This window comes from Candidatus Phytoplasma pruni (assembly GCF_013391955.1).
In the GTDB taxonomy this organism is placed as follows: Bacteria; Bacillota_I; Bacilli_A; order Acholeplasmatales; family Acholeplasmataceae; genus Phytoplasma.
Window position 1 is genome coordinate 26,073 of record NZ_JABUOH010000030.1, and the last position, 22,267, is coordinate 48,339.

14 protein-coding genes are annotated in these 22,267 nt (G+C 27.0%); 10 read left to right on the plus strand and 4 right to left on the minus strand.

The genetic code is table 11. The annotated features are described in order from the left end of the window. Positions 1 to 43: 43 nt before the first annotated feature. The 4 genes from HR065_RS01105 to HR065_RS01120 all read left to right on the plus strand — a co-directional run bounded on the left by HR065_RS01105 (position 44) and on the right by HR065_RS01120 (position 6,257). Positions 44 to 2,224, plus strand: coding sequence for an ATP-dependent helicase (locus HR065_RS01105; RefSeq protein ID WP_178734083.1), 2,181 nt, complete (start codon positions 44 to 46; stop codon positions 2,222 to 2,224). A gap of 49 nt (positions 2,225 to 2,273) precedes the next feature. Beyond that, a complete protein-coding gene (mgs, locus tag HR065_RS01110) occupies positions 2,274 to 3,485 on the plus strand; it encodes an alpha-monoglucosyldiacylglycerol synthase (RefSeq protein WP_244948329.1) in 1,212 nt (403 codons plus the stop codon). A gap of 410 nt (positions 3,486 to 3,895) precedes the next feature. Then, positions 3,896 to 5,548, plus strand: a complete 1,653-nt coding sequence (locus HR065_RS03755) for a transporter substrate-binding domain-containing protein (protein ID WP_308704502.1) — start codon at positions 3,896 to 3,898, stop codon at positions 5,546 to 5,548. Then, positions 5,526 to 6,257, plus strand: coding sequence for an amino acid ABC transporter ATP-binding protein (locus tag HR065_RS01120; RefSeq protein ID WP_178734085.1), 732 nt, complete (start codon positions 5,526 to 5,528; stop codon positions 6,255 to 6,257). Before HR065_RS03755 ends, HR065_RS01120 begins: the two co-directional genes overlap by 23 nt. Positions 6,258 to 6,375: 118 nt before the next feature. Here HR065_RS01120 and ruvB read toward each other — a convergent pair whose 3' ends face one another. Together ruvB and ruvA are read right to left on the minus strand one after the other, a co-directional pair. Then, entirely contained in the window at positions 6,376 to 7,380 is a 1,005-nt protein-coding gene (ruvB, locus tag HR065_RS01125) for a Holliday junction branch migration DNA helicase RuvB (protein ID WP_178734086.1), read from the minus strand. 18 nt (positions 7,381 to 7,398) lie between these two features. Continuing rightward, positions 7,399 to 7,968, minus strand: a complete 570-nt coding sequence (gene ruvA / locus HR065_RS01130; RefSeq protein ID WP_178734087.1) for a Holliday junction branch migration protein RuvA — start codon at positions 7,966 to 7,968, stop codon at positions 7,399 to 7,401. A gap of 119 nt (positions 7,969 to 8,087) precedes the next feature. Between ruvA and HR065_RS01135 the strand changes: the two genes are divergently transcribed. The 6 genes from HR065_RS01135 (at position 8,088) to HR065_RS01160 (ending at position 18,477) form a co-directional block, all read left to right on the plus strand. Then, a complete protein-coding gene (locus tag HR065_RS01135) occupies positions 8,088 to 11,135 on the plus strand; it encodes a hypothetical protein (RefSeq protein WP_178734088.1) in 3,048 nt (1,015 codons plus the stop codon). A 17-nt stretch (positions 11,136 to 11,152) separates the two neighbouring features. After that, positions 11,153 to 11,683 (plus strand): helix-turn-helix domain-containing protein, encoded by a 531-nt coding sequence (locus HR065_RS01140; RefSeq protein ID WP_178734089.1) that lies wholly within the window; start codon positions 11,153 to 11,155, stop codon positions 11,681 to 11,683. Between the two features lie 16 nt (positions 11,684 to 11,699). Continuing rightward, positions 11,700 to 12,467, plus strand: a complete 768-nt coding sequence (gene tpiA, locus HR065_RS01145) for a triose-phosphate isomerase (protein WP_178734090.1) — start codon at positions 11,700 to 11,702, stop codon at positions 12,465 to 12,467. Between the two features lie 68 nt (positions 12,468 to 12,535). Beyond that, on the plus strand, positions 12,536 to 14,785 hold the full coding sequence (locus HR065_RS01150; RefSeq protein ID WP_178734091.1) for an ATP-dependent helicase: 2,250 nt from the start codon (positions 12,536 to 12,538) through the stop codon (positions 14,783 to 14,785). 514 nt (positions 14,786 to 15,299) lie between these two features. Next, positions 15,300 to 16,628, plus strand: a complete 1,329-nt coding sequence (locus tag HR065_RS01155; protein ID WP_178734092.1) for an rRNA adenine N-6-methyltransferase family protein — start codon at positions 15,300 to 15,302, stop codon at positions 16,626 to 16,628. A 406-nt stretch (positions 16,629 to 17,034) separates the two neighbouring features. After that, complete coding sequence (locus HR065_RS01160; protein ID WP_178734093.1) at positions 17,035 to 18,477, plus strand: rRNA adenine N-6-methyltransferase family protein; 1,443 nt, start codon at positions 17,035 to 17,037, stop codon at positions 18,475 to 18,477. Positions 18,478 to 18,583: 106 nt separating this feature from the next. On the opposite strand, the gene HR065_RS03760 is transcribed toward HR065_RS01160, so the two are convergent. Beyond that, positions 18,584 to 20,365 carry an ABC transporter ATP-binding protein gene (locus tag HR065_RS03760; protein ID WP_178734094.1) on the minus strand — a complete coding sequence of 594 codons (1,782 nt, stop codon included), beginning with the start codon at positions 20,363 to 20,365 and terminating at the stop codon, positions 18,584 to 18,586. Next, on the minus strand, positions 20,362 to 22,092 hold the full coding sequence (locus HR065_RS01170) for an ABC transporter ATP-binding protein (RefSeq protein ID WP_178734095.1): 1,731 nt from the start codon (positions 22,090 to 22,092) through the stop codon (positions 20,362 to 20,364). The genes HR065_RS03760 and HR065_RS01170 overlap by 4 nt, the downstream gene beginning before the upstream one ends. Positions 22,093 to 22,267 lie beyond the last annotated feature (175 nt).

The window sequence follows — 22,267 nt, forward strand, 5'->3', positions numbered from 1 at the left end:
AAAATAAAAAAATCATTTTCACAAAGACAAGAAGGTACTCATTTTGTTAGAAAAATCATGGTTAGAAACATTAAATCCCCAACAAAAACAAGCTGTTATTTATACGGAAGGTGCTCTTTATGTTATCGCCGGGGCGGGAACAGGCAAAACTAAAACTTTAACTAGTAGAATAGCTTATTTAATTCAACAATTAAACGTGCCTTATGATCAATTTTTAGCTATTACTTTTACTAATAATGCAGCTAAAGAAATGAAAAATAGGGTACAAAGCATTATCCAAATTCCTAATGCGGCTCTTAATATTTATACTTTTCATGCTTTTGGTTTTCAAGTTTTAAAGCGTTTTATCAATCGTTTGTCATACGGTTATGATTCGCGTTTTAATATTTTAGATGATAACGATTCGAAAAAAATTATTAAAGATGTCGTTAAAGCGCTTAATTTAGATTCCGAAAAATACTTGCCTTCGTTTTTGAAAAAACAAATTTATTTAATTAAAACGAAAAATCCTCATAGAAAAGATGCTCCGCCGATGGATCATCATATTGAAAAAATATATAACGCTTATCAAACTTATTTAAAAAATAATAATTTAATCGATTTTGATGATTTAATCATCTATACTTATGAATTATTCTTAAATTATCCCGAAATTAGAACTTTTTACCAAAATAAGTTTCTGCATGTTTTAGTTGATGAATTCCAAGATACGGATTTCCATCAATACCAAATTTTAAAACTTTTAGCCGAAAAACATCGTAATTTATTCGCTGTAGGAGATCCGGATCAAAATATTTATTCTTTTCGAGGTGCTAGTAAAGAAAATAACGATCTTTTTGTGCAAGATTTTCAAGCTAAAAAAATTATTTTAGAACAGAATTATCGTTCCACTAATAATATTTTAAAAAAAGCGAATTTATTGATTAAAAAAAATCATAATGGTTTTGGTAAAGAATTAAAAAGTTCTTTAGGTGATGGTTCAGAAGTCTTTTTTAACCAATTTTTTAACGCTAATTTGGAAGCTGATTTTGTCATTAAAGAAATTGATCGATTAGTGGCTAAAAACCAATATCGTTATGGAGATATCGCTATTTTATATCGTTATAATACTTTAGAAAGACTCTTTGAAAATAATTTAATGAAAAAAGGGATTCCTTATAAGATATTAGGCAATATCTCTTTTTACCAAAGAAAAGAAATTAAAGATTTAATCGCTTATTTAAAAGTCTTAATGGATACTGATCAAAATTTTTATCTCCAAAGAATCATTAATGTTCCCAGTAGGAAAATAGGTAAAGTGACTTTTCAAAAAATCGAAGAAATCAGTCAAAAACAAAACCTTTCTTTTTTTGAAGCTTTAAACCATTATCCTCCTGATTCCAAAATCATCAAACATATTGTTGCTTTTCAAACTTTAATCCAAAAAATGAAAGATAAACTACAATCCCCTTCTTTTAATAAATTAGAAGAAATAGTGGATTATGTTGATAAAACAGTGGGTTATTCTGATGCTTTAAGAGAAAAACCAGATTCTTTAGAAACTCAAAACGCTCTAGATTATATCCAAGAATTGAAAAATGTTTTTGCTGAAGCGAACACAGAATTTGAAGGAACTGTGTTAGAAAAATTAAACCAATTATTGGACCAAATATCTTTATATAGTCAAGATAAAAGGGATGGTAATGATCAAGTTAAATTAGCTACGGTCCACAAAGTCAAAGGGATGGAATTTAAAGTAGTTTTCATTATTGGTTTTGAAGAGAATATCTTCCCTTTAAACAATAGTAAAGATCCTGACGATACTTTTGATTTAGAAGAAGAAAGGCGTCTGGCTTATGTCGCTATTACAAGAGCGAAAGAACGTTTATATCTGACTAGTGTTGCGCAAAGAATGAAATACGGGCAATTTGTGAAATTAGAAATCTCTTCTTTTGTGAAAGAAATGAATTTTCCTTTAACTAATCCGAATGAGGCTTATTTTAATAAAACTATGAAAATTAGACCCCATAACCCTCATCAGGCTTCTTTATACCAAATAGGTGATAAAGTAGAACATAATGCCTTTGGTCGTGGAACAGTGATAGAAATCAAAATCCCTTTAATCACTATTTCTTTTTTACCTCCTTACGGAATAAAAAAATTAGACATTAAACATCCTTCGTTTAAAAAAGTAGAAAGTTTAGCTTCTGCTTTACAAAAACAGAATCCTCCTTTTGATGAATAAAAAGGTGATAATATCTTTTATGTTAGTAAATAAGGCGCATAAGTAGGGCATGAAAATGAAAATAGGTCTTTTTACAGATTCATATGAACCATTAATTAGTGGTGTTGTGGTTTCTGTTAAATCTTTAAAATTAGGTTTAGAAGCTTTAGGGCATGAAGTCTATATTATCACCCCTAATTCGCCACAAATCAAAGAAGAAAAAGATCCTCATATTATCAGGATCAAAGGTTTGCCAGTTCCTCTGAAAGCTTTAAAAGGCTTTCGTTGGGTAGTTAGTTATAAGAAATATCTGCCTGTATTAAAAGATCTCCATTTGGATATTATTCATCTACACACTGAATTTGGTATCGGTTCTTTAGGTCTTTATACGGCGAAAGAACTTAATTTACCTGTGGTTTATACTTTTCACACGATGTATATTGAATTCATTGAACTCAACCAAAACTTTTGGTTAAAAATGTGGAAAAAAACTATTATCAAATATTTTGATAAATTATTGACGAAATATATTTCTACCGTAAAGGCGGTTATCGTTCCGACGCCTAAAGTGCTGCATTTTTTACAAGAGCGTTATCCTATCGAAAGTAATTATCACGTAATTCCTACTGGTTTTAATTTAAAGCCTTTTTATCAAGAAAACATCTCTTCTGAAGATGTTAGCAGATTAAAAGAAAAACTAGGTTTAAAAGATGATTTTATTTGCCTTTATGTAGGTAGATTATCTGAAGAAAAAGAGATTAATTATTTAATCGAAGGGTTTGCTGCTTTCCATCTTGATCATCCTCCAAGTAAGTTCGTTATTATTGGTGATGGTCCAGATAAAATTAATTTAGTAAAACAAGTGAAAAAGCTCGGTTTAACCGATAAAATAATTTTTTTAGGTTTTGTAGCTTATCAAGAGTTGGGTCTATATTATCAATTAGGCGATGTTTTCCTTAATGCTTCTTTATTTGAAACACAAGGGTTAACTTATATTGAAGCTCTGGCTGCTTCTTTACCTTTATTAGTGCGTTATGATCCTGTGTTGGAAGGCGTTATTAAAGAGGGCGAAAATGGTTTATTTTACCGTACTAAAGAAGAATTAATACAGAAGTTAACTCTTTTATCTCAAGACCCTCAAGAAGGGCAAAAATTAGCTCTTAAAGCTAAAGAGTCAGTCGCCATTTATAGTCAAGAAATGTTTGCTCAAAAAATTATCCAAGTGTATCAACAATCTTTAGTTAATCATCAAAAAGAAATTTCGGAACCAAATAACTCTTAATTATTTGGCCCAAATTTCTTTTTTTTACTATAAAAACGGACTTTTTCCTTAAATTAATGCTTTTTTAACAAAATAAAAATAAAAAAGATTGTTTTTTGGTTTATTTTTGTTATAATAAATATTAATATTATCAAAAAAGATAATTTACTACCATTTCTCGCTCAATGTTTTTGATAATATAAAAAAAGAAAGAAAGAAGGATCAACAGTTTGATTTCACGATTTAGTAAAGATGGCAAGATAGGCTTTAGAAAAAATTATATTAAAATAATGTTTTATACAGTTTTAGCAGTATTAGTTGTTTTATGAAATTATTTTACTTTAATTAAAAAATCAAATGATGATGTTAGCAACAAAAAAGTTTTAAAAGCAGGTATTTTTCCACAATACGCGCCGATCGCTTTTATAAGTATAGAAGGCTCGCCAAATGGTAAATTAACTTTTAATAACAAACAGAATGCTAGTGGTCACGATATATATATTATAGAAGAAATAGCGAAAAAAATGGGTTATGACGAAGTTCAATTGCATGCAGTTGATTTTAGTGCGTTGATCCCTTCAATTAACAATGGAACGTTTGATGTCGCTATTACAGCAATGGGTTTAACTCCAGAAAGACAAGAAATAGCCACACCTAGTATCCCTTATTTGTACCCTGATATGGGAATGTTAGTGCGCAGCGACGATCCAAGATTCTCAGACATACCAAATAAAAGTACTTTAGATAATTTAGATCGATTAGCAGTTGATGCTAATAATAAATTTTACACAAAACCTATTAAAATACATACTATGGGCGGTACGGTTTATCAATCGCACATATTACCCTCAATAAAAGATCATTTATCTCAACAACGTTTTAACAATGAACCTCATTATCAAGCACATCCAATGGAATCTTCTGATGGACCGCAGGACAGTTTCACTTTAGCTCAAGAAGTTTTGAACCGTAATAAAGATGCTTATGTAGTGGAATATGAAGCAATTAGTTATTTGCAATCTCAATTCCCTGAAAAAACTAAAGCTATTAGAATAGTTCCCAACGATCCGTCTTTACAACAACAAGTAGAAGTACCTCCATTCTCTATTTTTATGAAAAAAGACAATACAGAATTAAAAGGAAAAATTGACCAAGCTATTAAAGATCTAGTACATCGTAAAATCGATGGTCAAGATTACAGCATTAAAGAATTAAGAAAAAAACTATCTACTACAACTGAAGAAAATAAAAAAGGAACAATCAAACAAGCTATTAGAGAAATAGAAAATTACCACGAAAACTTGATTAATAAGGCTTTAGATGATGCCAAAGCCAGCAAACCAAAAGAACAATCGTTTATAGGTAAATTCTTCTCTGGTTTAAAATTTTACATAAGAGGAACGATGGCTTCTTTAGTGTTAGCAGTTGATGGTTTGATTATCGGTTTCTTCTTAGCTGTAGTTCTAGTTCAAATCAAAGCTCTAATCCAAGAAAACAATAAAGAAAATAAAAAGAAAAATTGGAGTTATTACGTTAAAAATGGTGTTTCTAAAACATTAGACGGAATGTTTGCTGTTTTCAACGGTGTTCCAATAGCGGCTCAAGTTTTAATGGTTTACTATGTCGCCGGTAGTGACAAATATAAAGATTATTTCTTTAAAATAACTCCATTATATGCAGGTTTAATCGTTATTGCGGTTAATGCTGGTATTAATATGGCAATTGCTATTATGAATAAGATTAAATTTTTAAACCAAGAACAAATCCAAGCCGCTTACGCGTTAGGAATGAATAAACGACAAACATTTAGATATGTTGTTTTTGGACAAGCAATCAGAAGATCTCGTCCCGATATTGCGAAACAATTCATCACCAATGTGAAAGAAACTGCTTTCTTGCAAATTGTGGGTGTTGTGGATATAATGTATATTGCGAAACAAAAAATGTCAATAGATATGGATCCAGTTTTACCTTTCTTCACGGCAAGTGTCATTTACTTAGTGATCATTCTAAGTGCTAATTTTATAATGAAACAATTAGAAAAAAAGAAAGAGGTAAATCATGGAATATCTAGTACAAATTAAAAATTTACAAAAAAAATTCAATAATAACTATATCTTAAAAGATATGAATTTAAATATCAAAGATAAAGAAATTGTTACTATTATCGGTCATTCAGGTTCTGGTAAAACGACTTTTTTGAAATGTTTAAATTTATTAGAAACTCCTGATTCCGGCACTATTACTATTGATAAACAAAATATTTTAGCTGAAAATGTTAATTTAGCCGAATTAAGAGCGAAAGTAGGGATGGTTTTTCAAAATTTCGCTTTATTTGAAGAAAAAACGGTTTTAGAAAATTGTTGCTTAGCTCCTATGAAAGTGGGTAAAAAGACTCGCGAAGAAGCAGAAAAAATAGCGATGGAAAAATTAGCGGAAGTGAATTTAGAAAAATTCGCCCATTATGATGTTAATTTATTATCTGGTGGACAAAAACAAAGAGTCGCGATTGCTCGTGCTTTGTGTATGAAACCACAAATCCTTTTATTGGATGAACCAACCTCCGCTTTAGACCCTGAATCAACTCATGAAGTTTTAACTATTTTGAAAAAACTATCTGATAATAAGAAAATTACTTTAATCATTATTACTCATGAGATGAATTTTGCTAAAAAAGTGTCTGACACTATTTGTTTTTTAGAAAAAGGCGTCATAGTGGAAAAAGGAACTCCCAAAGAAATTTTTGAAACGAATAAATTTCCTAAATCAAAAGCGTTTTTTGAAGGTTTTTAATTTCTGGCAAAAGACAGTATATAAAAAGAAAACTCAATTGTTTGTTAAATATAACAAGCAATTGAGTTTTTTCTCTTTCATAGGTTGTTTTGAAATCATAATGGATAAATGGATAAAATTATTTTTTATGAATATTTTTTTGTTTTAATAATTGGGCGGTTAAATCGGTGGCAATTCTCCCTTGAGAAGTTCTTTTGATATAACCTTCTTTAATTAAAAACGGTTCATGAACTTCTTCGATGGTAAATATTTCCTCTCCGATAGTGGCGGCAATATTTTTAATACCGACTGGACCGCCGTTAAATTTATTCACTAATGTGTTTAAATAATTATAATCTGTTTCGTTTAAACCGTTAGAATCAATTTGTAGTTTTTCTAAGGTTTCTAAGGTGATTTGATGAGTAAGAACTTTATTAGAATAAATTTCAGCAAAATCCCTTACTCTTCTGAATAAACGATTAGCGATTCTAGGCGTTCCTCTGCTTCTTTTCACTAATTCTGCTAAAGCTTTTTCTTCTATTTGGTTACCATACACCGAAGCGGTTCTTTTTAAAATTAATTTTAACTCTTTTTCATTATAATAATTTAATTTTAAAATTAAGCCAAAACGGTCTCTTAAAGGGAAAGAAATATGACCGAATTTAGTGGTCGCTCCTACTAAAGTGAAAGGTGGCAAATCAATACGCACTGTACGTCTTTCGTTTTCTTTACCAATAATAATGTCTAAAACATAATCTTCCATAGCGGCATATAAAATTTCTTCAATATTTTTCGGCAAGCGATGGATTTCATCAATAAATAAAACATCTCCGGGTTGAAGATTGCTTAAAATAGCGGCTAAATCTCCGGCTTTTTCTACCACCGCTCCACTGGTAATTTTAAAATTAACCTGTAATTCGTTAGCTATAATTTTAGCTAAAGTGGTTTTTCCTAAACCAGGCGGACCGTAAAATAAAAGATGATCTAACGATTCTTTTCTTTTTTGGGCAGCTTTAATATAGACGCTTAAAATATTTTTAATATTTGGTTGTCCTGCGTATTGGTTTAGCAATTGCGGTCTTAAAAATTGTTCATCTTTATTATTTATTTTGATTTCTTCGTTGACAATATCTTTAGTGTTCATGTTCTTTTTTTAATCCTTTTATTTATTAATTAAAAGTTTTAAAGCCTCTTTTATCATTAATTCTAAACTTTGGTTAGAATCTATTTTATATATGATATTTTCGACTTGTTTAGCGTTAAAACCTAAATTCATCAAAGCGTCTTTCACATCAGTTTGTTTAGGGTTGAGGACGAAAGTGTTGGCTTGTGTTTTCGGAGTAACTAAATTATTTTGTAAATGGAAAATAATTTGTTGAGCTGTTTTTTTACCAATACCAGGGAATTTCATCAAATAAGCGATGTTATTTTGTTCAATAGCGGTTTGTGTTTCTTGAAAAAATTCTGTATTGGTAATCACAATAGCGCTTTTAGGTCCTATTCCTGGAATAGAAATTAATTTTTTAAAAAAAGCCAGAAATTTCATTTCTGTAAAACCATACAAATCACGGATATTATCTTTAATATAATAATAAAGAAATAATTTTACTTCTTGTTCTATATGGAACAAATAAGGGTTACAAAAATGAATATGATAACCAATGCCATGATTATCAACAATAACGCTATTTTTATTAATTTCCACAATTTTACCTTTAATATAATAATACATTTTTACACCTCGAGCTGCTCTCTATTTGATTATAACATTTTAAATATTATTATCTTATGTTTTAGTGTGTTATAATATATAATAAGTATTAATATTAGGGTAACGAGGATAAAATGAATATGTCTTTTAATCAAAAAAATGTTTCTTCTATAACTGATATTGAAAAAAATAATAAAGATTTTTCTCAAAATAATTTATTATTTGTGTTAAATTATTTGAATAATCTTTTACAAAACCACAATTCCTTTCCTTATGATTATCAGGCCCAAAGTCTGCCTTTTGAACAAGAAATCGATCAACAAACTAAAACATTAAATCAACAAATTTTTCTTAAATTAAAAGATTTAAACATTGATCATCGTAATAACCTATCTTATATTAAAAATAAATTTCAAAGTATTTTATACACTAATTTTATTCAAAAAGATAAAAAAGAACGCAAATACATTAAAGAATTAAGTAAAAAAATTAAAAACAATAATTTTGCTAAAAAAAAAATTAACGCTTCATTTGAACAAAATATTGATTCTCTAAAACAAAAAACACAAACTGATTTAGACAATATTATTTTTTTGGAACAAAAAACAAATACAGAACAAGAAAAAGAACAAAATAATTTTTTACAAAAACATTTAGAAATTTCAGAAAAAACTAAATTCAAAACCAGTGAAACCTATCAATCTTTTCATGAAAAAAATATATTAATTAATAAACAAATTATTGCTTTAAAAAACGGTTTAAACGCTAATTTAGAGAAACTAGAAAGAAATCATAAAAAGAATTTAGTTCACATTAACCAAAAAGAGATTAAGAAAAATAATATTTTTGCGGAAAAAATGCAAAAAATAAATGATCTTTTTCAAAATAAATTAGCGGATCATAATAAAATCTTTGATCAAGAAAAAAACACTTTTGCGCACAATAAACAAACTTTAGAAGAAAAAAAACAGATGCTATTTGCAGAAAAAAAATTAATGATGTTTTTTTTCCTAGAATCAGTACCTAAAACAAAAGAAAAATGTTTTTTATCTTTAATAAAAGAAATGATGCAAAATGAAATCCGTTATTATAAAGATTTAAATATTTGGCGTAAAAAATATTTTTGGTTAAAATTTCTTTACAATAAAGCTTTAAACATTATTGCTTTAGAAAAAAAAATCTTTGTTAAAATTACGGACATGGAGATTTATAACCAACATTTAATTCGTAAACAAGAAAAAGAATTAATTAATCATGAATATCGCCGACAAATTAAAATGCTAGATATTGAATTAAGACAAATAGATGTTAAAAAACATTATGAAATGATTAAAATCGAAAGACAAGAAGAATACGCTAAAAACAAATTAGAATATTTATTTTTACAAAAAAATCAAGAGATACAAAAAAAAATTAACAATTTAGAATTTCAAAGAAAAGTTTTATTTTTAAAACATAAAACGCAACATAAAAAATATTTATTAAAGATGCAGTTAAAAATTGAAAAAATTAAAATTACATCTGAATATTATGCTAAAATAATTCAAAATCATAAACAAATACAACGTTTAAAAGAAGATTTAGAACATCTACATGTTAATCAAGAACATAAAATACATTTTGAAAATATGAACTATAAACAACAACAAGAAAATTTATTATTTCGTATGAAAGTTCAACAAATCAAAATAGAAAATATCATAGAAAAAAGTTTTATTAATCAAAAAAATAATTTAAAAAAATTAATTGCTTTTATTATTCATCTTAATGAAGGTAATAACCGACAAAATGATTTGATCAACATGATGCAAGATAAATTAAATCATTATTTAAACAATAATAAAACGAAAGTCTTATTTGATACAGAAGAATTTGAAGAAGTGAGCTCTTTGTTACAATTTTTTATTGATCAAATTCACGACAAACACTTTGATTCCCATTATCTTTTGCAAAAAGAAATCTATCTTTTTGAAGAGTTATTGATACAAGAAAAAATTGATTTAATCCATGTTATTTTAGAATATTATGATAAAAATATTTCTTTTATTCGTGATTTAGTTCATAATGTCCAATTTCAATATGATAATCCTCATCATAATTTTTTCGCTTTTTTTGATAAAAAAATTAAAATTTCTAATAATCTTTATCAATCATGGAAAGAACAATTAAACGATTGGCAACAAAAAAAGAAGATCAATAACGAACAAAAAGAAAGTCAAATCAACACTTTACGAAAAATACAAAATAAAATATTACAAAAAAAGAATTTTTATCAAAATAAAATGTTTCAACAAATTATTACCATTAATCAAACGTCCGCTAAAAAAACTTTTTTATCCCAAATAGCAAATAAATTCAAAGAAAAAAAGTTTTGGAATTATTGGTGGTCTTTTTGGCATAATTTAACCTTCTTCGTGGATCAATCTCGTCTAGATTATGACTCATTAACCAAAGATAATCGTCATACCTTATCTCAACAAGAATACCATAAGAAAACCTTATTATTAACCTATAATAATAAAATTTCTTTATTAACTGATGTTTTTTTAGATATTGCTAAAGACATTCATTTCTCTCAAATTAAAAATATCCGTTTCTCCGTCCAAGAAGAAGAAAAGAGAATCAAACAAAACATCGAAAAAGAACAACAAGCTATTAATCAACAGTTAGTACAAATGAAAGAAAAAATTACTTTAATTCAAGAAAATTTAGATGATACTTGGAAAGAAATAGAGAATAATTTTATCCAAGAAATGAAACAAATAGAAGAAGAAAAAAAGCTTTTATTTCAAGATATCTTATCCGCTTTTCAAAAAAAATCTGATTTAATGGTTAAAAAAATAAAATTATACCCTATACAAAACAAAATCATCAAACAAAACCAAGAAAAGAAAGAAAAAATTATTTTGGAAACTTATGAAAATAGTCAAAAAACCTTTTTACAAAAAAAGAACTCTATTTTAAAACAAATTAATAAAATTGATAAAAAAACCGTTCGTTTTAGTAAAAAAAAGCTTTTCCGAGGTAAAATAAAATTATTACTCTTAAAAATTTTATGGAGATTAAAATATCAAAAAGACAAATTAGAATTATATAAAAACCATAAAAAAAATAAAAATAATACCAAAAAATATTTTAATCAACAAATTTATTTATACCGAGAGTTAAATCTCTTATTAGGTATATAAACAAGAAGGAAGATGAAGTGGATATTGGATTTCAAATTAGAACTTTAAGGTTAAAAAATAAATTAACACAAAAAGAATTATCTGAAAAAATTAATGTTACTAGCGGTTATATTTCACAAATCGAAAATAATTTAATTTCTCCTTCTTTAAAAACTTTATTTCCTTTGTTAGAAATTTTTAACGTTTCAGTATCAGATTTTTTCAAACAAGAGAAAAATTTATCATTAATCAACACCAAAGAGGATTTTATTAGTGCGCCCAATCATAATTTAAAGCATACTATTTATAATATATTTCCAAAATTAGAAAAAAATAAAATAAAACCTATTATAATAGAAATAGAGCCCCAAGGACAAACAATAATTCAAACAAGAACAATCAATGATGAATTTTGTTATGTTTTAGAAGGTGAAGTGGTTTTAGTTTTAAACAAAAAACATTATTTATTAAAAAAAGACGATACTTTTTATTTATCTATTAATGAAGAATACCATTTATTGAACAATTCTTCAGAAAAGACCAAAATATTAAAAGTAACAGCTTTTTAAAAACAGAGGAAAAAAAATGAAAAAAATTATTATAGCAGGCAATTGGAAATTACACAAAAACAAAGATGAATCTTTGAATTATATTTTTCAAGTGAACGACAAAGTACCTAATAAAAATGAAGTAGAAACAATTATTTTTCCACAAATTACTTTATTAGATGTTTTAACACAAATAGAAGGTAAAAATTTAAGAATTGGTGCTCAAAACGTTTTTTATCAAAATGAAGGCGCCTTTACAGGAGAGATTTCTCCCCAAAATATTAAATCTTTAGGAGTTAAATATGTTTTAATCGGACATAGTGAAAGAAGAATCCTTTCCCAAGAAACAGATGAAATAGTTAATTTAAAACTTTTAGCTGTTTTAGAACAACAAATGCGTTCTGTGGTTTGTTTAGGAGAAAGTTTGGAAGTCAAAGAAAAAAACGAAACTCAAACATATTTAAATAACCAATTAGAAACTATTTTTCAAAATGTAGCCAGAGAGTCTTTAAAAGATATTACTTTAGCTTATGAGCCAATTTGGGCTATTAACACTGGTAAAAGTGCTACCCCAGAAGATGCTAATTACAACATTGGTCAAATAAGAAAGAAAATAGCTGCTATGTATGACGAAGAAGCGGCTCAAAAAGTTAATATTATTTATGGTGGCTCTGTTAATGTTTCTAATGTAGAAGCTTTTTTACAACAAAAAGAAATTAACGGTATTTTAGCCGGTAATAGTTCTTTAAAATATGAAAATTTTTTATTTTTTACAGAAATAGCAAAAAAATATACCCAAGAATAAGATAAATATTTTTTATTAATTGATTTTTGAGAAAGAAGAAATAATTGCGAAAAGAAGGTTTTAAAAATATGTTGCAACCAAAATGGTTAAAAAATCTGAATTCAGAACAATTAAAAGCAGTTACTTATCCTGATCGTTCTTTGTTTGTTCTAGCAGGCCCAGGCACCGGCAAAACCAAAACACTTACTAATAGAATAGCTTACTTACTGGAACAAAAAAACGTTAAGAGTGAAAAGATTTTAGCAATTACTTTTGCTAATAATGCTGCTAAAGAAATGAAAAAAAATCTAAAAAAAACAGTTAATACTGAATTTTATAATTTGACTATTAAAACTTTTAATGCTTTAAGTACCCAAATTTTAAGAAAATATATTGATCAACTTAATTTCGGAATGGACTCCTCTTTTACTATCATTAGTGAAACTGAAGGACAATCCATTATTAAAGAAAATATGAAAAAATTGGGCATTGATAAAGATTCATATAAAGTAGTGGAAATTCAAAGTTATATTGCAAAAATTAAAAAACAACTCACTAAAAAAGAAATTGTTAATAATATCCCGACTAATGAGACGGATGATCTTTTGTTAAAAAAAGAATATAACGAAATAAATTTTATTTCCCCAGAAATGAAACAAATTTATGATGAGTATTGTCATTTTTTAAAAACTAATAATTTAGTCGATTGTGATGATTTAATTATTTATTCTTATCAATTATTAAAAAATAACCCTTCGGTAGCTGCTTTTTATCAGCAAAAATTCACTTATCTTTTGATAGATGAATTTCAAGATATCGATTTAATTCAATATAAATTAATCCAAATGATCGGCAAAAAGAGTGTTATTTTTTTAGCGGGAGATCCAAACCAAACCATTTATCGTTTTAAAGATAAAGATGTTATATGTCATTTATTGTTTGAAAAAGATTTTAACGCTGCTATCCATACTTTAAACGCTAATTATCGATCAACTCAAAATATTTTAAGCAAAGCTAATATGTTAATTGGTCATAATTATGAATCTCAACCAGATCAACCTTTTCAAAAAGAACTTCAAAGTGTTTATGATTCTGGCGAAAAAGTAGTTTATAACGATTTTTTAACTGCTAAACAAGAAGCTAAATATATTACTAAAAAAATTAAAGATTTAATTGAAACAGGTAAATATAATTATAATGATATTTGTGTTTTATACCGTATTAATCATTTAGGGACAGATATTGAAAATCATTTTCTTTTAGACAATATCCCTTATTCCATTAAAAACAGTTATTCTTTTTATCAAAAAAAAGAAATTAAAGATATGATCGCATACATTCGTGTTGCTCTTTCTAATAAACAGAATTTCTTTTTAAAAAGGATCATTAATATACCTAAACGTCAAATAGGCATTAAAACAGTGGAATTTTTAGAAGATATAGCGAATCAACATCATATTTCGTCTTTATTAGAAGCTATTGATTATATCCCACAAGATCACAATAATAAGGCAAAATTTGTTCATTTTAAAAAGACTTTAGAAATGATTCAAGATATTATTTTTAACGATGATACGACTAATTTATCGAATATAATTGAGAAAATAGATGATATTATTGGTTATTCACGTATGTTAAACGAACAAGAAGAAAAATTATCTCATTATAATAATTATGATAAAAAATTAGCCAACCAAGAGAAAAAAGCCAATATCATTCGTCTCCAAGAAATTTTTAGTCAAGAAGACTTAAATCATAAAGGTACTTTTTTAGAAAAACTAAGGATTGTCTTAGATAAAATTTCTTTATTTAATGAAGATGAATTGATTAATGATAAAAATAAAGTGGTTCTTTCTACAATCAAAAAAACTAAAGGATTTGAATTTAAAGTAGTTTTCGCTATTGGTTTTGAAGATAAAATCTTTATGGAAAATTTATTAGATAAAAAGAATGCTGATTCTTCTCCTCCTTCTGAAACTTTAATCAAAGAAGCCAGAAGTTTAGCTTATCTAGCTATCACAAGAGCAAAAGAATTATTATATATTAGCAGTTCAGGTTCTCGTTTCCTTTTAGGGCAACACTTCTTCTTAAAACCAGTCTCTTTTATCCAGGAAATGCAGTTAATTTCTTACTTTAACAAAAAAATTGATAAATACTTCGCTAATAAACATTCTTATCGAATAGGTGATAAATTAATCCATCAAACTTTCGGCCAAGGAGTGTTACTTTCTATTCAAAAAAATATCGCTACCATTTCTTTTGATGAAAACCATGGTGTCAAAAAAATATTAATTAGTCATTCCTCTCTCATGAAAAGCGATAATACGAATTTATCATAAAAAATTAGAATTACCCATACCAAAAAGATCTTAATAAATGATGATTTAATTTAAAAATATCTTTTAAACTGATTAGAATTAGAATAAAAAAGTGATTACCTCAAAAATTAAACAGATGTATTCAAAAACAAGCTAAATTGTTTTTCCCACATAGGAATAAACGGTTTAGCTTGTTTTGTTTTTAAAGGGGTTTTTTAGAAAAAATTCGAGTTCAAAAAACCGGTCTCAGTCATTTTATAAAAGGAGATTTATTTTAGGTTGATAGCAGTAGTTTAACATTTGTCCTCACTGATTTGATTTTTTTATTGTTCATTTATTTATTTTTACTTTCTTTTGCACAATAACCTAAAAAGACCGATAAAAGGTCATTCAAGTACGATTATATTAGCTAAGCTTACTTTTATTACAATAAAACATAAGAAAAGTTGTATAAAGCCGGCGAAAAGATTGCAAAAAAAAAAAAAAAACCGTATAATAGTAACTATGAAAATTATTTTTATAAGAAAGTGGACAAATGAATAAAAGAAAAAATCAAAAAGTAAAATTACCAAAAGAATCTCCTTTTAAAAAATCTTTAACTAATGGCAAAAAAAATTCCTTAGGTAATTATTTAGTTTTAATCATCGCTTGGATGACTGTTATTTTAGGTTCTATAACTAGTTTTTATACTTGGCAAGATAGTCAAACAGGTTTTACTGTCATGGATCTTTTTTATTTCTCAAGACAAAGCAATTTATTAGCTTTAATAGTGGTTATTTTTTCTTTTACTAAAATGAAAAAGAAACCTCTTTATAATTATTTAAGTTTTATCGCTTTAATCGACCTTTTAATTAATGCGTTATTTTTCAATTACTTTTTAGAAGATAAAAATAAATATTATCCGGTCAATTCTAGATATGTTTATTACTTATTTTATTATTTAGAATATATTATTATGCCTATTGTCTTTAGTGTGTTTTATGCTAAAAACAAGCAAAAAAAATTAAAATGGAAAGAAATATGGCTTGTTGCGACTCATCCTTTAATTTATTTCGTTATTTACTATTTAGTTAAACAGCAAAATTTCCAAGATATATTTATTTCTCCAGATGATAAAAAACATTTATCACTTATGTTTGCTAAAATTATTTTTGTTTTTTTATTTTTAAGTTCGGGTATGATTTTCATGCAGAACAAAAAGATGAATAAATGTTTAAAAAGCATTTTGTTCTTTTTAATTTTCTTAATTATTTATTTAACAACTTATGGTTTTTACGATTGGAAACACGCCCAAGAAGAAATGGTTGATTCTCAGACTGTTGGAGCTTTTATCGCCCCTTTGTCTCCTTTTGCTTCTAAAAAATTAAGTGATATTGTTGATAAAAAAGATTTAGGCAAAGATGATTATATAATCGAATTAGGTGGCGGTTCTGGGAATGTGACTCAATATATCTTAGAACGTTACGGACAAGACCTGAAATTGGCAGTGATTGAATATTCTCCCGCTTTTGTGAAACTGTTGAAACAACGTTTTCCTGAAAAAGATTATCCAAATGTAAAAATAATTCAAGGAGATGCGGTTAACTTAATTGATCTTTTGCAAGATAAAAACATTGATATAAATAAAATTAAAGGGATAGTTTCTACCTTGCCTTTGAGTTTATTTAATGACGAAAACATGGCAAAACTGAATAAAGATTTATCTGAAATTATGACAAAAAACAAAGGGATTAAATTTAAAGAATATCGTTTTAAATGTTTATTGAAAGAAATACACCGAATAGATGGCACTACTTCAGAAAAAGATATACATTTAGTGGATAATTTCATTATCCCTATAGATATTTATACTTTAAAAAGTTAACCTATCCAACGCCTTTTGCTAAAATAATTATTTACCCAAAATATCTTGTTCTTCATCCAAAACATTGTTTCATTCTAAAAGTTTAATTATTGTTCTAACAATTCAATAATTAAACTTTTTTCTTTTTCAACATCGCTTCTTTCTCAAGGGTTGAATTATTTTGATAAATATTTGTATATTTTATAGTTTTGACTTATTTATTGTTCTTATTCGGGTTTATTTGGTAAAAATTATCAAAAATGCCGAAAGAACGCCATTAAAGCGTATTTATGTATTATAAAGATTAACTGTAAAAAGAAAAAACATAAGAAAAGTGGCATAAAATAAGCGAAAAGTTTGCAAAAAAACAAAAAAAACGTATAATATAAGAAGTATACGAATATTATGTTAAAGGAAATGAAAAAAAATGAATTATTCTAGCAATAAAAATACATTTAAAAAATCTGTTGGTTCGAAAATAAAAAAATCATTTTTGAATTGTTCTGTTTTAATACTATCTGCTGTAACTGTTGTTTTAGGGATCGTAAGTAGTTGTTATAACATCAGCACTCAAAAAGATTTTAAAATAGTTGATTTTTTTTATTTTTCCAGACAAAGTAATTTATTGGTTTTAATGGTTGTTATTTTCGCTTTTACAAAGGCAAAAAATAAAAATTGGTATTCTACCGCAAGTTTAATCGCTTTGGTCAATATTTTGATAAACGCTTTGGTGTTGAATCACTTTTTAGAAGACAAAAGTAAAATTTATCCGATCAAACAAAAGCATATCTATTACTTGTTTTATTATTTAGAATATGTTATCATGCCGATTTTATTTAGTATTTTTTATTTAAAAAATATTAACACTCAATTACGTTGGAAAAAAATTTGGATTGTTTTTATCCATCCATTAGCTTACTTTATTATTTATGCATTGGCTAACGATAATGCGAAAGTGTTATTCGCTTCTCCAGATGATCAAAAAAACTTAATTTGCTCATTTATTAAAATCGCTTTCGTTTTTGCCCTTTTATCTTCTGCTATTATTTTTACCACTACTAAAAGATTTAACAAATACTTGAAAAGGCTTTTGTTCTTCTTTGTTTTCTTAGTGATTTATTTCACTACTTACAGTTGGTACGACTGGAAACATGCCAAAAAAGTAGTTTTCGGTCCTAAGCAAGAAAAAAACGAATATATTTATACAGGCGCTTTTATTACACCTATTTCTCCTAATGCTGCAAAAAAACTAAGTGATGTTGTGGAGAATCCAGATGATTTGAGACCAGGCGATGTAATACTTGAATTAGGTGGCGGCTCTGGTAATGTGACTCAACATTTAATAGATCGTTATTCTAATAAGAGAGTGAAAATAGTTGTTATTGAAAAATCTACATATTTTGCTAATGTATTGAAAAAACGTTTTGAAAAATATCCAGAAGCAGAAGTTCAAATCATTGAAGGTGATGCAAGCGAATTCAAACTTCTATTGTCGCACTCAACAGACCGAATTAAAGGTATTGTTTCCACTTTGCCTTTAAATTTATTACTTCCAGAAGACATTGTCGATCTTAATGAAGACCTTTACTCTATTATGAAAAACAATAAAATTAAAGGAAAAAGAATTAAATTTAAAGAATATCGTTTTACACACATGTTGCATAGAGATCATGAAATAAGAGGCACTAAGGCAGAGAGTAAAATTTATTTAGTAGATAATTTATTCATTCCTGCCGAAATAAATACTTTATATTATCATTCCAAAAGTAGTCCTAATCCTGAATCGACAGGAACATCGACTGATAATCAAACTCCAAACAATGCCCCTTCCAATGATAGACCGTGGCGGAGCTGGAGAAGAAGGAGATGAAATAAGTATTAAAAATAAAAAAAGACCTTTTAAAGGTCTTTTTTTATGGATAAATATCAAATATATGAGTAAAAGAATTATTCTTTTACCATAATTAAAACTATTATTATGATTTTTGAAATTGACTTTGATAAAGGTTATAATAAAACCCTTGTTTTGCTAATAATTCTTGATGTGTTCCTTGTTCGATAATTACACCATTTTCTAAAACTACTATTATATCAGCATTCACAATTGTAGATAAACGGTGAGCAATAACAAAAGATGTTCTTTCGGACAATAATTTTTGTATAGACTCTTGTAAAATCATTTCAATTCTAGTGTCAATAGTGGACGTAGCTTCATCTAAAATTAAAATAGCTGGATTACGCAAAAGAGTACGTGCTATGGTGAGGAGTTGTTTCTCTCCTTGTGACAAATTAGCTGTTTCTTCGTTAATTACTGTTTGATAACCATCTTTTTTAGCCATAATAAAGTCATGAACGTTAGCTTGTTTAGCTGCTTCCATAACTTGTTCATCAGTAGCGTTTAAATTACCATATCTGATGTTTTCTAAAATAGTACCATTAAATAACCAAGAATCTTGTAAAACTATTCCAATAATATCACGTAAATTTTCTTTTTTCAAATCTTGAATATCTACGCCATCAATTTTAATACTGCCGGAAGTAGCATCATAAAATCTAACTAATAAATTAATTAAAGTTGTTTTACCTGAGCCTGTAGGACCCACAACAGCCACCATTTTATTTTTATCAACCTTTAAATTCATGTTTTTAATAATAGGTTTATCCGCTGAATAATTAAAGGAAACATCAGAAAAATCTACGTATCCTTCTACTTTTTCTAAAGTTAAAGCTTCAGGTTTTTCTTTTTCTTCTGGTTCACCTAAAAATCTAAAAATTCTTCTACCGGCTGCTCTAGTGGATTGTAAAACTACAAAAATTTGACTTAAATCGTTAATAGGATGACCTAAACGCCAAACATACTGGATAAAGCCTTGAAATAAACCTAATTGAATAACTCCAAAACCCATTTTACCTAAGAAATGGTTATTAACTTCTGTTTCTCCGCGCATTAACACGATCCCAACAATAACCACTAAAGAAACCATAATATAAGTAAAACCACTCACAATCGGCATTACTAAACCAGATATAAAGTTGGATTTAAAAATATTTTGTGTTAATTCTGTGTTAATTTCTTCAAATTCTTGAATAACATTTTCTTGTTGATTGAATAAAGCGATTTCTTTATGGCCGGTATATTTTTCTTGTAAAAAACCGACATATTCACCTGTTTTTTCATATCTTTGAATGAAAATATTACGGGATTTTTTATTCATAATGAAAATAACGATTAAAGCAGAAGGAATCATTAAAGACACTAATATACCTAATGGTAAATTAGCCCAAAACATCACAATAATAATTAAAATCATGTTAAAAAAAGCACAAATTAAAGAAATAGTGGATTGTTGTAAACCATTAGCCACCATTTCCACATCATTCGTAATAATGCTCATCACATTTCCGACCGCGTTTTGATCGAAAAATTTGATCGGTAATCTATGAATTTTTTTATGTAAATCTTCGCGTAAATCTTTCACCGAACTATGAATAGCAGTTATCAGTAATTTATTATAAATAAATCGACCTATAGTAGCCATCACATATAATAATAAATTTCCTAACAGAGCAATTCCTAAAGTTTTTAGAAATTTTACTTCATCCATTCCATCATTGTAATGAGTTTTAATATAATCAATGACATATTTTCCTTCATAAATAACCACAGCAGCACTAGTAAGAGCTACTAAAAAAATTAAAAAAATACTGATATAGATCTTGGCTTTAAATTTTTTTAAATAACTGAATAATTGTTTCACAATAAAACCTCTTTTATTTTTTGTGATATTGCAATGTTTTTGTAAATTTCACATCTTTGCATTAATTCTTTATGCGTACCTATATCAACTACTTTACCATGATCTAAAACAATTATTTTATCAGCGTTTAAAACAGAAGTTAATCTTTGCGCTACTATGATAATAATAGAGTCTTTTCTAAAATGAACAAAGTTTTGTCTAATAGCTAAATCTGTTTGATAATCTAAAGCAGAAAAGGAATCATCAAAAATATAAACATCTGGAGTTTTTAAAAAAGTTCGTGTAATGGAAAGTCTTTGTTTTTGTCCACCAGAAAAATTGGAACCTAATTCGCTAACAAATTCTTTTAACTGTTTTTCTTTGCTTTGAATAAAGTCGTATGATTTAGCCATTTTCGCTTTTTCTAACATTTCTACTTCATCAGCGTTTTCTTGACCGAAAGATAAATTACTTTCGATAGTGCCTTTAAATAAAATGTTTTTCTGCGAAACAAAGCCGATTTTATCTCTTAAAGTCGCTACATCATAATTTTTAATATCTATATTATTGATTTTAATAGAACCTGATGTAGGATCCATCAAACGAGGTATTAAATTAATTAAAGTACTTTTACCAGACCCTGTTGAACCTACCACAGCTATTAATTCTGAAGTTTTAGCTTTAAAATTAATATTATCTAAAATAGAAAACGAAGAATTAGGGAAATTAAAGCTGACATTATCAAATTCTAAATCAGTAATTTTTTCTAATGGTTCCACTTGATGAGGATTATTTTGCACAGAAGGTTCCATCGCTAATAAAGTTTCTATTTTTTTAGAAGAAACCACTGTTTTAGGAAACATCATAAATAGGAATAAGAAATTTAAAATAGAGAATAAAATGTGGTATTGCAAGTTAAGCACATTATATAAATCTCCTAATTTCAAACCAGGTTGACGATTTGTTTTCAATAAAAAAGCTCCATAAAAAGCCGTACTTAAAATAGATATATTCAACAATAAATAGAAAAAAGGCTCAATGGATAACATAGAATTAAATAATTTGATAATGACATCCTTATAATTAGAATTCATTTTTGCAAATTTTTCTTCTTCATATTCAGAGCGATTTAACGTTTTAATGATTTTAACGCCAGTGATATTTTCACGAATATTAGCGTTAATATCTTCTAATTGTTTTTGTTGTTTTTTGGATAATTTATAATTTTTAGTCATCACGATAGCTAAAATGATGATAAAAATAGGTACCGCAAAAATAATACTAGTAGAAAGAGGGACAGAAATTTTACAAATTAAGGTTAAACTAATAATTAACATAATCGGCGCCACAATCGCAGCTCTATAAAAAGTAGCGATAAAGTTTACTATTTGATCTACATCAGAAGTACTACGATTCATTAACCTAGAAACACCTAAACTTTGCGTATCTTCTACTGACAAAGTTTGAATTTTTTGGAAGACATCACTGCTTAAATTGTTAAAAACTAAAGAAGATACTTTAGAGGAACAATAATTAACGATTAAATTCCCTAAAATACCAGAAATCACTAAAACAATTAAAATTAAAATAACTTTGGTAAATTCTTCGTCTGATAAGGCTTGCTCAATAACCATTTCACCTATAACAAAAGGTATTCCGATTTCTCCCAAAGCTATCAAAAAAACCGATAAAATATTTAATAATATTATCTTTTTGTATTTAAAAATATATTGAAAAACTAATTTCATATCATTATTACATAATTACTTTCTTAAGATATTAAAAAAAATATATACCTTTATTTTTTAATATATAAATTATAAACCGTATCAATATTTATTTTATCATTTTTTTATTAATCTTTTGTTATAAAAAGCTTGTAAAAAAGCAAAAAAGTTAATTAACACTAAAAAAATTTTAATA

Bases quoted from the DNA above. Each gene is read 5' to 3' on its own strand.
- HR065_RS01120 (WP_178734085.1), top strand. From the start codon at position 5,526: ATGGAATATCTAGTACAAATTAAAAATTTACAAAAAAAATTCAATAAT.
- ruvB (WP_178734086.1), bottom strand. From the start codon at position 7,380: ATGAACACTAAAGATATTGTCAACGAAGAAATCAAAATAAATAATAAA.
- tpiA (WP_178734090.1), top strand. From the start codon at position 11,700: ATGAAAAAAATTATTATAGCAGGCAATTGGAAATTACACAAAAACAAA.
- HR065_RS01150 (WP_178734091.1), top strand. From the start codon at position 12,536: ATGTTGCAACCAAAATGGTTAAAAAATCTGAATTCAGAACAATTAAAA.
- HR065_RS01155 (WP_178734092.1), top strand. From the start codon at position 15,300: ATGAATAAAAGAAAAAATCAAAAAGTAAAATTACCAAAAGAATCTCCT.
- mgs (WP_244948329.1), top strand. From the start codon at position 2,274: ATGAAAATGAAAATAGGTCTTTTTACAGATTCATATGAACCATTAATT.
- HR065_RS01135 (WP_178734088.1), top strand. From the start codon at position 8,088: ATGTCTTTTAATCAAAAAAATGTTTCTTCTATAACTGATATTGAAAAA.
- HR065_RS01170 (WP_178734095.1), bottom strand. From the start codon at position 22,092: ATGAAATTAGTTTTTCAATATATTTTTAAATACAAAAAGATAATATTA.
- HR065_RS01160 (WP_178734093.1), top strand. From the start codon at position 17,035: ATGAATTATTCTAGCAATAAAAATACATTTAAAAAATCTGTTGGTTCG.
- ruvA (WP_178734087.1), bottom strand. From the start codon at position 7,968: ATGTATTATTATATTAAAGGTAAAATTGTGGAAATTAATAAAAATAGC.